At 68.2% G+C, this 13,240-nt stretch carries 15 protein-coding genes and 2 tRNA genes; 6 read left to right on the forward strand and 11 right to left on the reverse strand.

The genetic code is table 11. From position 1 onward, the window contains the following. Positions 1-13: 13 nt before the first annotated feature. A complete protein-coding gene (locus C472_RS07550; RefSeq protein WP_006629225.1) occupies positions 14-1,138 on the reverse strand; it encodes a DUF7093 family protein in 1,125 nt (374 codons plus the stop codon). A gap of 197 nt (positions 1,139-1,335) precedes the next feature. Here C472_RS07550 and C472_RS07555 point away from each other — a divergent pair, with 197 nt between their 5' ends. After that, positions 1,336-1,650 carry a 2Fe-2S iron-sulfur cluster-binding protein gene (locus C472_RS07555; RefSeq protein ID WP_006629226.1) on the forward strand — a complete coding sequence of 105 codons (315 nt, stop codon included), beginning with the start codon at positions 1,336-1,338 and terminating at the stop codon, positions 1,648-1,650. Positions 1,651-1,860: 210 nt separating this feature from the next. Here C472_RS07555 and C472_RS07560 read toward each other — a convergent pair whose 3' ends face one another. Beyond that, positions 1,861-2,055 (reverse strand): cold-shock protein, encoded by a 195-nt coding sequence (locus C472_RS07560; protein WP_004599158.1) that lies wholly within the window; start codon positions 2,053-2,055, stop codon positions 1,861-1,863. Positions 2,056-2,241: 186 nt separating this feature from the next. On the opposite strand from C472_RS07560, the gene C472_RS07565 reads away from it, so the two are divergent. Continuing rightward, positions 2,242-2,832: a hypothetical protein gene (locus C472_RS07565; RefSeq protein WP_006629227.1), complete on the forward strand. Its 591-nt coding sequence runs from the start codon at positions 2,242-2,244 to the stop codon at positions 2,830-2,832. A 46-nt stretch (positions 2,833-2,878) separates the two neighbouring features. Here the strand turns inward: C472_RS07565 and C472_RS07570 are convergent, their stop codons facing one another. Together C472_RS07570 and C472_RS07575 are read right to left on the reverse strand one after the other, a co-directional pair. Continuing rightward, positions 2,879-3,865: a phosphotransferase family protein gene (locus C472_RS07570; RefSeq protein WP_006629228.1), complete on the reverse strand. Its 987-nt coding sequence runs from the start codon at positions 3,863-3,865 to the stop codon at positions 2,879-2,881. Then, the gene (locus tag C472_RS07575; protein ID WP_006629229.1) at positions 3,862-4,563 is read right to left on the reverse strand and encodes an HAD family hydrolase; all 702 of its coding nucleotides are present in this window, start codon (positions 4,561-4,563) and stop codon (positions 3,862-3,864) included. Before C472_RS07575 ends, C472_RS07570 begins: the two co-directional genes overlap by 4 nt. 60 nt (positions 4,564-4,623) lie before the next feature. Here C472_RS07575 and C472_RS17495 point away from each other — a divergent pair, with 60 nt between their 5' ends. Then, entirely contained in the window at positions 4,624-4,794 is a 171-nt protein-coding gene (locus tag C472_RS17495; protein WP_006629230.1) for a hypothetical protein, read from the forward strand. An 80-nt stretch (positions 4,795-4,874) separates the two neighbouring features. Beyond that, positions 4,875-5,168: a zinc ribbon domain-containing protein gene (locus C472_RS07580; RefSeq protein WP_006629231.1), complete on the forward strand. Its 294-nt coding sequence runs from the start codon at positions 4,875-4,877 to the stop codon at positions 5,166-5,168. A gap of 310 nt (positions 5,169-5,478) precedes the next feature. Here C472_RS07580 and C472_RS07585 read toward each other — a convergent pair. Further along, positions 5,479-5,552: transfer RNA gene (locus C472_RS07585), tRNA-Phe, on the reverse strand. A 205-nt stretch (positions 5,553-5,757) separates the two neighbouring features. Between C472_RS07585 and C472_RS07590 the strand changes: the two genes are divergently transcribed. Further along, positions 5,758-6,384 carry a beta-class carbonic anhydrase gene (locus tag C472_RS07590; protein WP_006629232.1) on the forward strand — a complete coding sequence of 209 codons (627 nt, stop codon included), beginning with the start codon at positions 5,758-5,760 and terminating at the stop codon, positions 6,382-6,384. A gap of 158 nt (positions 6,385-6,542) precedes the next feature. Next, complete coding sequence (locus C472_RS07595; RefSeq protein ID WP_006629233.1) at positions 6,543-7,721, forward strand: DNA cytosine methyltransferase; 1,179 nt, start codon at positions 6,543-6,545, stop codon at positions 7,719-7,721. A gap of 55 nt (positions 7,722-7,776) precedes the next feature. Here the strand turns inward: C472_RS07595 and C472_RS16965 are convergent, their stop codons facing one another. The 6 genes from C472_RS16965 to C472_RS17505 all read right to left on the reverse strand — a co-directional run bounded on the left by C472_RS16965 (position 7,777) and on the right by C472_RS17505 (position 13,175). Next, the gene (locus C472_RS16965) at positions 7,777-8,928 is read right to left on the reverse strand and encodes a group I intron-associated PD-(D/E)XK endonuclease (RefSeq protein WP_152420617.1); all 1,152 of its coding nucleotides are present in this window, start codon (positions 8,926-8,928) and stop codon (positions 7,777-7,779) included. Positions 8,929-9,237: 309 nt separating this feature from the next. Further along, positions 9,238-9,308: transfer RNA gene (locus tag C472_RS07600), tRNA-Pro, on the reverse strand. Between the two features lie 47 nt (positions 9,309-9,355). Further along, positions 9,356-11,410 (reverse strand): DEAD/DEAH box helicase, encoded by a 2,055-nt coding sequence (locus C472_RS07605; protein ID WP_006629234.1) that lies wholly within the window; start codon positions 11,408-11,410, stop codon positions 9,356-9,358. 136 nt (positions 11,411-11,546) lie between these two features. Continuing rightward, positions 11,547-12,077, reverse strand: coding sequence for a 50S ribosomal protein L16 (locus C472_RS07610; RefSeq protein WP_006629235.1), 531 nt, complete (start codon positions 12,075-12,077; stop codon positions 11,547-11,549). Between the two features lie 144 nt (positions 12,078-12,221). Then, entirely contained in the window at positions 12,222-12,971 is a 750-nt protein-coding gene (nucS, locus tag C472_RS07615) for an endonuclease NucS (RefSeq protein WP_006629236.1), read from the reverse strand. Positions 12,972-13,025: 54 nt separating this feature from the next. Beyond that, positions 13,026-13,175 (reverse strand): hypothetical protein, encoded by a 150-nt coding sequence (locus C472_RS17505; protein ID WP_006629237.1) that lies wholly within the window; start codon positions 13,173-13,175, stop codon positions 13,026-13,028. Between the last annotated feature and the right edge of the window lie 65 nt (positions 13,176-13,240).

Genomic DNA, 13,240 nt, shown 5'->3' on the forward strand with positions numbered 1-13,240 from the left:
GACCGCCGCCCCGCTACCGCGGGCGCTCGTCGACGTACCCGCGCTTACACTCGGGGCAGATGTCGCCCGCGCGCATGGAGCTCCCGTCCGCGGCCCGGACCATGCCGCACTCCGGGCAGTAGTACTCCGTCGGTTCGTCCTCGCCGGCGGTCTCCAGATTCGGGCTCTCGCCGCGGGTGATCCCGGTTCCGCCCTCGCCGTCGGCGTCGAACGAGACCCCCTCCGCGTCGTCGGGGGCCTCGACGTACTCCGTCTCCGCGGACTCGGCGTCCCGCTCCGCCGTTGCCTCCGGCGTGAGTCCGCCGCCGAACTCCACGTCGGCCTCGCCACCCTCGCCGACCTCCGCGCTGAACCCCTCGTCTTCGCCCCCGTGGTCCGGCCAGGCGGTCCGGTCGTCGCCCTCGGCGTCCCCCTCGTCGACCGACGGCCACGCGCCCCGCTCTCGGTCGTCGGGCGACTCCTCCTCCCCGTCGAGGATCACGCCGTCGTCGGTCTCCGCGTCCGCGTCGCCGCCCGACGCGGCCTCCGGATCGGCGTCGACCGCCGCCGAGCCGCCGGCTGCCGGGCTGTCGCCCGCGTCTAGAAGCTCCGCCTCCTCGTCCGCCGGGTCCGGTCCCCGCGACGGCCTCGGATCGTCGGCGGCGTCCGACCGGCCGGGCGCGCCCGCGTCGACGGCTCCCGGTTCCGCACCGGTCTCGGCCGACTCGGTCTCCCCGTCGCCGGACGGTTCCTCGTCGAGGATCACCGCGTCGTCGCTCCCGGCCCCCGGCTCCTCGTCGAGCGTGATCCCGTCGCCGCCGCTCGCGCCGCCCGCGCCGACGCCGTCTGCGTCGGCCTCCGGGGCGTCGCTCCCGCCCGGCGTCGCCGACGGTCCGCCCGCGGTCCCGCGGTCGGTTCCGCCCGATGGGCCGGCCCCGCTCGTCGGGTCGGTACCGCCGGCCGCGTTCGCGGCTGCCTCGTCGGCCAACTGCTCCATCGTCGTCACCTCGGTATTCTCGCTGACGATCTGCGTCTCGCCGCAGCGAGCGCAGGTCTTCACCTCCTTGACGGTCGTGACGACCTCGTCGCCGTCCTCCTCGCGTTCCCGCCGGAGTTCGGGTTCGCCGAAGTCGTGTCCGAGCAGACACCTGAGTCCCATTGTGCCACCCTGCGGTGCCGAGGGTAAAAAACGCCCCGTCGGCGTCCGACGCTCGGCACACGACCGTTTCGGGGGGTTGCGGACCGTTCCGAGGCGACGCGGCCGGCCCCCGACGGTTCGATCGCCGCACCCCGGGACACGGTTTGCGTCCCCGGGACACAGGCTCTTTTGTGGATCGCCGCTGTACCGTGACCCACATGCCTACCGTATCCTACCAGGGCGAGGAGATCGAATGCGAAAAGGGCGCGAACCTACGCGACGTGCTCAAGGAGGCCGGGCTCTCGGTGTACAACGGGAAGATGGAGCAGCTCAACTGCCGCGGTGCGGGGTCGTGCGGCTCCTGTGCGGTTCAGGTCGAGGGCGAGGTCAGCGAGCCGAGCAAGAAGGAGCGCGCCCGTCTCTGGCTCCCGCCGCACCACCCGAACCACGACGTTCGCCTCGCCTGTCAGACCACGGTCGAGGGCGACGTCGAGGTGACGAAGGGGCGCGGCCTCTTCGGCCAGCACATCTGAACGCGCGGAGCGGCCGCTCGACGGACTCTCGATCCGTCTGTGAGGACTCTCACTTGTCACGAACGACGCACGCGCGACGAGCGGCGCGCTGGTCGGGAATAAAATACGGCCGCGGCGGACGCGAGCCCGCGACGCGGACGAAAACGCTTGGTACCGTGTGTCAGAGTCGCGTTCGGCGTCAGCCGGACCGACCCACCTTCTCGGATCGGCTTACTGCCGAACGACGTTGGTCGCGCGGGGGCCCTTCTCGGAGGACTCGATGTCGAACTCGAGCTCCTGGCCCTCTTCGAGGTCCGGGCCGCCGACGTCTTCCATGTGGAAGAACACGTCGTCGTCCGCGTCGTCAGTCTCAATAAATCCGTAGCCGCCAGTGTCGTTGAAGAAATCAACCTTTCCGGTCGCCATTGCGAATGGAGAAAGGCCCCCTTCGGGGATAAGGATTGCGAGTGTACAGTTACCACGCGTCTCTGTGAACGTTCGTATTGCCGAAACCCGAATAGATCGGAGTACAACTGACCGTATGACGGATTATGCGGACTCTCCCGGCCGATGTCTCGCCGTCTCCGCCGGAACCCTTCGACGCCGAGGTTTATGAGTCCGGCCGTGAAAGGGTCGCGCGTGTCACACGCACGCAGCGCCGACGGCCCCGCGCTCGCCCTCCGCGAGAACGGTCCCGCCCTGCTGGTCCCCGCGGCGTGGGGCGTCGCCGCGGGGGCGCTCCTCGGCGTCGTCTCCGGGCACGCCCTGTTCGTCGCGCACGTCGTCATGAGCGTCCTGCTCGTCGGTTTCGTCGCCGCCTCGTGGCGCGACATGGCGACCGGCGTCCTCCGCGCGTGGAAGCTGGTGATCCTCGCCGGAGCGCCGGTCACGCTCGCGGGCGTCGCCGGCTTCCTCGCGCTCGACGGGACCGTCCCGGCGCTCGCGGCCCTCGTTCCGGCGGACGCGGCGCTCGCCGTCGCCTTCTACGGCTGGATGCTGCTGCCCGCCCCCGCGTTCGTCTACACGGGCCTCCGCGACTCGGCGAGCCCGCGAGCGCTCATCCACCACGCCGCGGCCGCGTGCTCCGTCGCCGGGGCCGGCGTCGCCGCGCTCGCGGCCTCCGCGACCGGCACCGTCGCCGGGATCGCGCTCGTCGGCGTCGGCCAGACCGCGGGGATCCTCACGGCGACCGCGCTGTACTGACGGGAATATTCCGGCCGTTCCGTACCCGCCCTTCCGGACCGACTCCTCACGCTCCCGTTCCGTCCAGCGCTCGCCGGAGCGCGCGACGGTGGAACGCCACCGCCTCGCCGCGGTCGACCGGTGGATACCGCGGGTTCGTCACCACGCCACCGCTGTCGACGGCGGCGCTCGCGACGGCGGCCGCGCGGTGCGCGCGCCCGACCGGCGGCAGCGGGGCGACCGACTCGTAGCCGTCCCGAAACGCCCGACGGAGCGGGTCGGTCTCGGCCGCCGGCACGTACCAGTCGACCACGAGGTGTTCCGCCTTGGCGACGGAGACGCCTGGCGGCGCGGCGAGCGGTGCCTCCCAGTCGAGGACGGCCGTCACCGCCCCGTCCGCGACGAGCGCGTTCCCGGGCCGGTAGTCCCACGGGAACAGTCGCGGCGCGGCGTCGGTCTCGGTCGCCTCCCGGAGCGCGTCGTCGAGCGCGCCGCGGAGGTCGTCGAACTCGGCCGGGAGCCGAGCCGCGTGTCGCTCGCCGAACCGCCGGAGCCACTCCGCGGCGTCGGTCGGATCCCGGACGGACAGCCGGGAGTCGCGTCCGCGCCCCGCTTCCGTCTCCGCCTCACCGCGCTCCGCAGCCGCGAGCCGGCCGCACTCGGAGAACCGGAACGCCTCGTGGACCTCGGCGAGGTACCGGCCGAACGCCCGCGCTATCGATCGCTGGTCCCCCCGATCGAGGTCCACGAACGCCTCGTGGAGGTCCCGCCCCTCGACGAGCGGCGTGACCATCCATCCCGTCCCGTCGACGACGCCGTCGCCGAGGGGTCGGGGGACGGGAACGCCCGTCCGCTCGCCGACCGCCGCCAGCAGCGCCGCCTCGGTCCGGATCGCCTCCGGCGTCGCGGAGCGCTGAACGACGACCGGGTCGGTCGCGTCGAACCGGACCACCTCCGTCCGCTTCCGGTTCCCCCGCCCCAGCGGCTCGACGCTCGTCGGCGTCGCTCCCGGTCGGGTCTCGGCGAGGGCGCGCTCGCGGACCGCGTCGCTCACGCGTCGGCCCCCGACTCGGCCCCGGAGTCGCACGTCAGCAACGCCGCCAGTTCGTCCAGCGAGTCGAGGACGTAGTCCGGTCCGTACGGGGTCGCCGCCTCGTCGGGGTCCGCCCGCAGCCACGCCGACCGGAGGCCGGCGTTGTGCGCGCCGGCCACGTCGTACGACAGCGAGTTCCCGACGTACAGCGTCTCCCCCGGATCGACCGACAGGGCGGCGGTCAGGCGGTCGAACGGCTCGACGTGGGGCTTCCGGCGCGGCAGGTCGCCCGCGTACACGATCGCGTCGACTCGGTCGGCGAGCCCGAGCGCCTCGACCTTCGACCGCTGCCGCCGCTCGGGACCGTTCGTGAGGATCCCGACGGGCCCCGCCGCCGCCGCGGCCGACAGCGCGTCGACCGCGCCCGGGAGGTACGCGACGCGCGAGTCGTCCGCGACCGTCTCGAACGCCTCGGCGAGCGCGACCGGGTCGACGTCGCGGTCGTACCGGGCCGCCAGCCGCGCGAACCCCGCGCCGAGGTAGCCGACGCGGTCGTCCGGGTCCGGCGCGCCGTCGAGCAGCGGCCACAGTTCGTCCGGCTCCCCGAACGGCTCGACGCCGGCCGCCTCGAACGCCCGCCGGTACAGGTCGTTCACGTCGTGGTCGTGGCGGCACAGCGTGTCGTCGAGGTCGAACGCGACCGCCGCGAACCGGCTCATACGGGATCGAACGCCCCGCGCGGCGAAGTCCGTTTCGGCGACGCGCCCGTACCCCCGACGATGGCCGACCCCGAGAACACCCACGACTGCGAGACCTGCGGCGCGACGGTCGCCGTCGCGGACGCCCGCCGCTCCGAGCCGTTCGGCGATCTCGACCCCGAAACGTGGCAGACGCTGAACTGTCCGCACTGCGGCGACCGGCTCGCGACCGTCCTCGTCGGCGACGAGTGAGTCGCGGCCGTCCGCCCGGCGACGCCCGCGGTCCGTGGTGACACCCCACAGTATCTATGCGTCCGGCACGTAGCACCATCATGGTCGATTTCGGCACCGTCTACCTGGTCGCGACCGGCGCGGCGCTGCTCCTCGCGCTCGGCGTCGGCCTCCGGGTCCTCGTCGGGATCTTCCGGGACGGCCGCGAGCGCAGCCGCAAGCGCCGCGAGGGGGAGATCGACCGGTACACCGAGGACCCCGTCTACGACCGCGACCCGCCGGATCCGGGAGCGGACGGCGGGACGCGGTCGACCTGTCCGCAGTGCGGCGCGGAGAACGAGTCGGAGTTCACCTACTGTCAGGAGTGCGCCGCGCCGCTCGGTCCGAATCGGTGAACGGCGTCGTTTCTGCGACCGCTCGCTACGCTCGCGGGCTCAGAATATGCCGCCTCCCCGATTTGAACGCCGGAAGACGTCGCTGCGCTCGTCTTCTGAGCCCCCGCTCGCTGCGCTCGCGGGGACGGGGGACAGCTCGATCTTCAGTCGGAACTCTCGAATCTAAACCGTGCCAAAAAGCCATGCCGCCTCCCCGATTTGAACTCGCCGAGACGGTCGGCCTCGCTCCGCTCGGCCGCTGCGACCCGTCTGCTCAAATCGGGTCGGCGTCGTTTCTGCGACCGCTCGCTACGCTCACGGTCTTAGAATATGCCGCCTCCCCGATTTGAACGGGGGACAGCTCGATCTTCAGTCGAGTGCTCTCCCAGTCTGAGCTAAGGCGGCTCGCACTCGCACCAACGCCGATTCGAGACAAAAGGATTTCGAAAGGCCGCGGGCGGATCCCCCCGTCCCGCTCGCGTCGCTCGAATCCGGCTCGCGCGCCCCGGACCGCTCCCCGGAATCGGACGATATCGCCGCCGATCCGGGGCGACGGCGCGGATCGTGGTTTCCGCAACGATCCCGTCTCTCGCGCCCCTCCGATCCGTCGATGGCGTCTCACGACCACAACCACGACAATCACGACCACGATCACGACACGCATCACGAGCACCTCGAGGCCGCCGTCGACGACCGCGACGACTGGGCGCGCCGCCGCCGGAAGGGGATCCCCACGGACGAGAACCTCCTCGTCGTCGCCTGTATGGACGAGCGCATCCCGATCGAGGAGGCGCTCGACATCGACCTCGGCGACGCGCAGGTGTTCCGGAACGCCGGCGGCAAGGTGACCGACGACGTGATCCGCTCGGCCGCGCTCACGACGAACTTCTTCGACACCGACGAGATCGTCGTGATCAACCACACCGACTGCGGCATGATGAGCGCCCCCGACGAGGCGATCCGCGACGGGCTCGCGGCGCAGGCCGGCGACCTCGACGACGCCGACCTGGATCCCTCGCTGCCCGAACTCACCATCGGCGACGCCGACCTGCTCGACTGGGTGAAGATGACCGACGACATCGACGCGGCCTGCGCCGCACAGGTCGAGTACCTCCGCGAGTCCGCGTTCATCCCGGACGACACCACCGTCTCCGGCTACGTCTACGAGGTCGAGTCCGGCGAACTCCGCCGCCCCGACGAGCGGATCGCCGAGGCGATCAGCGAGCGACGGGCCTGATCGCCCGACTCGGACGCCCCGATCCCCCGGCCCGGCGCGCCGGTCGGCCGACGAGACGACCCCGACGCCGCACCGCCCGAGGTGTGACGTTTTTATGCGCCCGCGGCGAACCGAGTCACAGATGGACCGAGTACGCGCGCCCGCGTTCGAGCGGGGTGATGTCGGTGGGCGCTGACGGCGATTCTCCCGCCGGATCCGACGCCGCGAGCGACGACGCCGCGCCCGTCGTCGCCGGCTTCTTCTCCGGCTGTGGCGGGCTCGATCTGGGCTTCGAACGGGCCGGCTTCGACGTCGCCCTCGGGAGCGACCAGTGGGAGCCGGCCGCCGAGACCTACCGCCGGAACTTCTCCGACGTGGGGTTCGTCGAGGAGGACGTCCGCGAGCTCGACGCCGCGGCGATCCGCGAGTCCGTCGAGCGCGCCGGCTACGACCCCGGCGGCGTTGACGTGGTGATCGGCGGTCCGCCGTGTCAGGGGTTCAGCCGGCTCAACAACGAGCAGATCGAGCTCGACGAGATGGAGAAGGACCGCCGGAACACGCTGTTCGAGGAGTTCCTCCGCGTCGTCTCCGTTCTCGAACCGCAGCTCGTCTTGATGGAGAACGTCCGCGACCTGATCAACCGCCAGACCAGCGACGACCGGTACGTGAAAGACCTCATCGTCGACGAGTTCGCGGCCCACGGCTACAAGTGCGAGTACCGGGTGCTTGAGGCCGAACAGTACGGCGTCCCCCAGAAGCGCCGCCGGATCTTCTTCATGGGCACCGACCGCGACGTGCCGATCCGGTTCCCCGAGCCGACGACGCCGGAGGGGAGCTGGCGCACCGCCGGCGAGGCGCTCGCGGACGCGAGCGACGACCTCCCGAACATGACGTACGCGAACACCGGCGAGAAGACGCTCGAACGCATCCGCCACGTCCCGCCGGGCGGCTACTACCGCGATCTGCCGGACCGGCTGAAGACGAAGAAGTACCGCTGCGACTGCGAGGACACCGACACCTGTCCCCACGAGCCGGAGATCGTCAAGCGCTACGGCACGTACCTCCGCCGGCTCCACCCCGAGGAGCCGTCGCTGACCGTGAGCACCAACGTCTTCATCCACCCGCACGAGGACCGCTATCTCACCCCCCGCGAGATGGCGCGGCTCCAGACGTTCCCCGACGAGTTCGCCTTCGAGGGGACGAAGACCGACGTGCTGAAACAGATCGGCAACGCGGTCCCGGTCCGACTGGGCGAGGAACTGGCCACCCAGATCCGGGAGTACTTCCCCGAGGTCCGCGACGCGCCCCCCGCCGACCCGGACGTCTACGAGCAGCAGTCGCTGACTGACTTGGCCTGAGATCGTATTTCACTATACGTGTGGGCGACCAGCGATGTGTAGCTCGTTTATCTAGTTACTGTGGTGGCCATCTCTTTTCAAATAAGAAATCATCTGCGTAATTTATTCGAGGACTGTTCTTTTTCGGAGGCTCTACCCTCAATGATATTGATTCGTTGAACGCATCGTCTGGTATGAGATACGTATCTATCTCCTCTGGATGCCCGATTACGTAGAAGTCAGCCGTCTCCGTGACGGTAAATCGTAATAAACCCCCTTCGAGCCAAGCGGACTCAACTCGGAGACAGAATTCGTTGTTTTCTCCCTCAACGATAATTGTTCGTCCATCGTCACAGTCTGCTTGTACCGATGGTGTGTATCTATCCGACTCTACCATCTTGACCGCCTTCGATGCTAGCGGGATTGAATCGGGCGTCTCTGAGGGATTCACGACCGGCGGCCAATTGTTCTCGAACGCATAATCGTCTGCTAGCTTTGCTCTTGACGGGTCCTCGCAACTCTCTTTTCTCCGAAGTGAGACCGATTCGTCAAACTCCGCTCCGTGGACCGAAAAGACCTCATCGAGTGATTCGCAGTGAAGCAAATAGTAGTCCGCTGTAGACTCTAAGCTACTTCTGATCCGGTTATCAACTTGCCAAGCCCTCTCGATACCGATCTTGGTAACATCTCCAGTTCTGTCTTCTACAAAGACTGCTCTTCGTCCTTCGTCCTCTGAATTGACGTATACTGGTACGTCCTCTTGGCGAAGCATCTCAATGACCTTCGACTCAATCGTATCTGAGCCGTTTCCAGCCACTACCGGCCATTGCTCTTCTAGTTGGTACTCTTCAGCCCAGTTGACCTGTCTCGTCTCCTTGTCGGCTGGCTCCACTCGCAGATACATTGATGTCCCTACCTCAGAACTGGGCACCAAATACGTCTGATCTGTATCGTAGCAATAGACGACAAAACAATCGATATCCTCTCCGTATTCCTTATAGGTGTGGCCCGAACCGTTTGTGTGCTGGCTCAGCCCGTTGAATCGGATCGTCCCGTTTTTTAACCGACCAGTTTTGATTTGCGCTCTTAACAGGTCTCCCTCGGGTTGTTCGATAATGACATCGTATCGCTCGTTGTCTCCAACAGGCGTGGAGACGCTAATTTCTCGCCTCTTTAATTCCGTAATGACAATCTGCTCGGTTAAATCACCGCGTCGGTGCGATTCCATAACTACTGTCTTTTGCTATATCTTGTATTAATAACATTTGTATATTCGCAAACTACGTGACGATTACAGTATATAAATACTCGTTCGCTTCTTGTGGAACGTATGGCCCGTACTCGCGCCCCGCTCACCAAGACTGAGAGGAATCACCTTCGCTCAGAAGACGCCAATTCACAACGATATCAGGCGATTTCGGGGATTCGAAGCCGTATCAATGACGAACTGACTACCGATATCGACACTCTTCGAGAACACCATCCGGAGCTATCCGAGGAACTGCGCGAAACTGTCTGTGACGATGTGAAATGAATATGGGGCCGCTGAGAGTCGAACTCAGGTCCACTGCACCCAAGGCAGCGAGGATACCACTACCCCACGGCCCCGCACCCCTACCTACCCCGAAGAGGCGCTAAAGGGTTTCGTTGCGATGTCACTCCTCGTCGTCGCGCCGTTCGAGGTCGGCGACGATGTCGTACGGGTCCGTCCCCTTCCTGACCGAGTCGAGGATGAAGAACGCCTCGTCGGGCGCGAGGAAGTGCCTGGTGACCCCCCGACCCAGCGGCGTCGGCTCGAAGCCGTCGATGAAGTTCCACTCCAGCAGCTTCCCGAGCGCGTGTTTCGTCGGGATCTCGCCGATCATCCGGTCGTTGAGTCGCTTGGCCTTCTTGCCGGCCACGACGACGTTCGCGAGCGTCTCCTCGGCGGCCGCGGTCTCGTCGTAGTGGGTCGCCACGTCCTCCATCTCGCCTTTCAGCAGGGTGAACGCGACCTCGTCCTCCGTCCGGTCCATCGAGCCGTGGTAGACGCCGTCGGGCTCGACGAGGAGGTAGACGCGGCCGCGGTCGTGGTAGTCCGGCCGCCCGGCGCGCCCGAGCATCTGGGAGAACTCCTGGACGGAGAGCCACTCGATCCCCATCGCCAGCGAGTCGAAGATCACCTGCGAGGCGGGGAAGTCGACCCCGGCCGCCAGCGCCGCGGTGGTGACGACCGCCGAGAGGTCCTGGTTCCCGAACTGGCGCTCGACCTTCTTCCGGCGGCCGTAGTCGAGCCCGGCGTGGTACGGCGCGGAGTCGTACCGGAGCTTGCGGCTGATCTCGTGACAGCGCCGCCGCGAGTTCGTGAAGATGATCGTCTGCCCGCGGTACCCCTTCGACGACTTCGTGTCGAACTCGCGTTTCACCAGCTTGTCGGCGATCTGCGCCTTCTCGCGGCTGTCGGCGAAGGTGACGTGTCGCTCGATGGGAACGGGGCGCTCCTCGTACTCGATGAGCGTCGCCCGGAGCTGCTTCGCGAGCCACTCGGGGTTCCCGACGGTCGCCGAGAGGTAGACGAACTGGGTCCCGTCGTAGCCCGAGTGCGTCTCCATCCGGTTCTCGCTGTAGTACTTCAGCCGGGAGATGAGCCCGTCGAGCCGGTGGCCGCGCTCGCCCTCCTTCAGTGTGTGGACCTCGTCGATGACGACCGTCCCCACGTCGCCGAGGTCCTTCCCGGTCCGGAGCGCGTGGTCGATCCCCTCGTAGGTGCCGACGATCACGTCGGCGTGCGGGTCGAACCGGTTGCCGTCGTCGTTCACCCGCGAGGAGCCGACCCGGATGGAGACGTCGAGCAGGTCGCCGTAGCGGTCCTCGAAGTCCTCGTGCTTCTGGTTGGCGAGCGCGACGAGCGGGACCAGAAAGAGGAGCTTCCCGTCCCCCTTCAGCGCGCGGTCGATCCCGGTCAGCTCCCCGACGAGCGTCTTCCCCGTCGCGGTCGCCGACACGACCAACTGGTCGCCGCCGTCGAGCAGGCCGTTCCGCACGGAGAGGCTCTGGACGGGGAGCAGCTCCTCGAACCGCCCCTGAAGCTTCGCGGACAGGTCCGGGTGGAGGTCAAGGTCCTCGGTCCGCACGGGACTCACGTCGTCGACGTTCGCGGAGACCTCGTCGTACTTCGTGAGGTCGGGGTCGAGTCCGCCCTGAAGCAGGCTCACGATCCGGTCTAAGTCGCCGGACTCGTACAGCAGCTCCTCGAGGCGCTCCTCGGCCGCGCCCGTGAACTCGCCCTTGTAGGACAGCTCCCGCTCCAACTCCCGCCGGGCGCAGTCCCGGCAGATCAGCTCGCCGTTGTGTTCGACCGCGTCCTCGCTCGTGATCGGGCCGTACCGCCCGTCGCTCGCGCACCGCCGGCAGGTCCGCACGGTGAGCGAGTCCAGCTGGTAGCCGTCGAGCATCGCCTCCAGCCGCTTCCGGTTCTCGGGGGCGGTCTGCTCGGAGATCCGGATGCGGTCGGCCGCCCGCGCGAGGTCGACGAACTCGTCCGGCTGGCGGGGATGGTCCTCGCCGTCGCGGATCACCCGGAACTTCCCCGGGCGCGGGCCGGCGGACGTATCCTTGAGTTCGAGCCGCCCGCGGAGGACCCGACTCCCGTCGCGGTTCGCGACGACGGTGTAGTCGCTCCGCGACTCGTGGAGGAACAGCGTCTCGACCTCGGCCAACTGCTGTGACACTGCCGTTCGGTACGCGAGCGAGGTATTTCAGGAGTTCGGCTCGGGGGTCGCGGTCGCGGCGCGCCCGCGAGGACAGCAGCTACGCGGAACGGTCGCACGGAGAAGAACCCGCCTCACGGACGGGGGCGTCGCGTCGTTACGAGACGAGCAGCTTCTCGCCGCGGTCGACCGTGATCCGGCACGGCGGCGAGAGCTTGTTGTACGCGCGGCGGAACGCCTCCTTCACGACGGCGGCCTGCTCGACGTCGCAGTACGCCGTGAAGACCACGTCGTCCTTGTTGAGCCGGGCCGCGGTGCCGACCGGCTTGCCGAACGCCTGCCGCATCCCGTCGGAGACGCGGTCCGCGCCGGCACCGGTCGCCTGCTTGTTCTCCCGGATGACCTGGTGGGGGAACTTCCGGAGGGTCATCTTGTAGTTGCCCTCGCCGAGCTCCTTGATCAGGTGGCGGTTCGCCGAGAGGCGCGCGCTCTCAAGCGAGCCGTGTCGCACCTGAAGCTCCTCTTCGACGCGGAGGCTGATCTGGACGGGGTAGTCGTCCGGCTCCGCGGTGAGGTCGCCCATGTTGTGCTGCGCGATCTTCGAGCCGGGGATACCCGTGATGTACTCGCGGCGGGTGTACGACGGCTTGTCGATCGTCCGATACATAGAGGCGGGTTTGTCAGACATGGCTACTTGTCCGATGTAGCCGCCGCTGCGGCGATAAAGCCTTCGATAGCGAGGCGTTCCCGTCGGCCCGTTCGGCGTCGACGAGGGCGCTCGGCCCGGTCGCGGTGCGTGTTGACACGCGGGTCGGCTCGCTCCGCGGTCGGCTCACTCCGCCGGCGTCGGTTCGAGCGCGACGTGGTCGAAGCCGCGGTCCGCGAGGCGCTCCGCGGCCCGGTCGGTGACCGACGGTGCGACGAGAATTCCGCGGACCGTCGGGGGGCCGCCGGGATCGGTATCGGCCTCGACACCCAGTTCCTCCTCCAGCGCCCGGACGTACCGCGCGAGCTGTCCCACGGCGTCCGGGCCGACCCGGCGGCGCTTCAATTCGACGACGACCGGCGTCCCGCCGGCGTCGACCCCGAAAATGTCCATCGGGCCGGCGCTGGAGGGTCGTTCCGTCTCCCGCGGCTCGAACCCCTCCTCGACGAGGGCGGGGCGCTCCAAGATCCGAGTTCGGAGGTCCTCCTCGCTGCCGTGGAGGTCGAGGTCCCGGCCCCCCGTCACGGCCATCGCGGAGAGCTGGTGGACGTCGGAGAAACGGACCGTCAGCGTCTCGTCGGGGCTCGACCGCGTCGAGACCACGCGCAGTCGGCCGTCGCGGACCGCGGCCCGGTGCTGTGACCCCGGCGGCTGCCAGTTCACCGGTTGGCGGCCCTCGTCGGTGTGAACGAGGGCGGCCCCGTCCGGCTTCAAGACGAGCAGGCGGTCACCGGGGCCCAGATCCGAGGCCGCCCGCCCCTCGTACGAGACCGTACAGCGACCGAACACGCTGATCAGGTCGCCGCGCTCGAAGGCGTCCTCGAGCTCCCAGAGGGTCTCGCGGTGGCTCGGGTCGTGGACGCTCGTGACTGTCACTGGACCCCGTATGCGGTCGCGGCTGAAAAAGGGCGCGCGCCGCGCCGTCGCGTCTCAGTCGCCCCGCCGCGACACCGCGACGCCGGCGACGAAGAGGACCGCGCCGAGCGCGAACGCGGCGATGCGGAGCGTCGTGTCCGAGACGAGGAATCCGGCCAGGACCGAGACGCCGAATCCGGCGTGAAGCACTGCCGTGATGTTCATGCGATCGGTACGGCCCCGTCGCACAAAAGCCGGTCGAACCGGTTCGGGCGGGCGGGTCGCTCCCG

Origin of the sequence: Halorubrum tebenquichense DSM 14210 (genome assembly GCF_000337415.1) — an archaeon.
In the GTDB taxonomy this organism is placed as follows: domain Archaea; phylum Halobacteriota; class Halobacteria; order Halobacteriales; family Haloferacaceae; genus Halorubrum; species Halorubrum tebenquichense.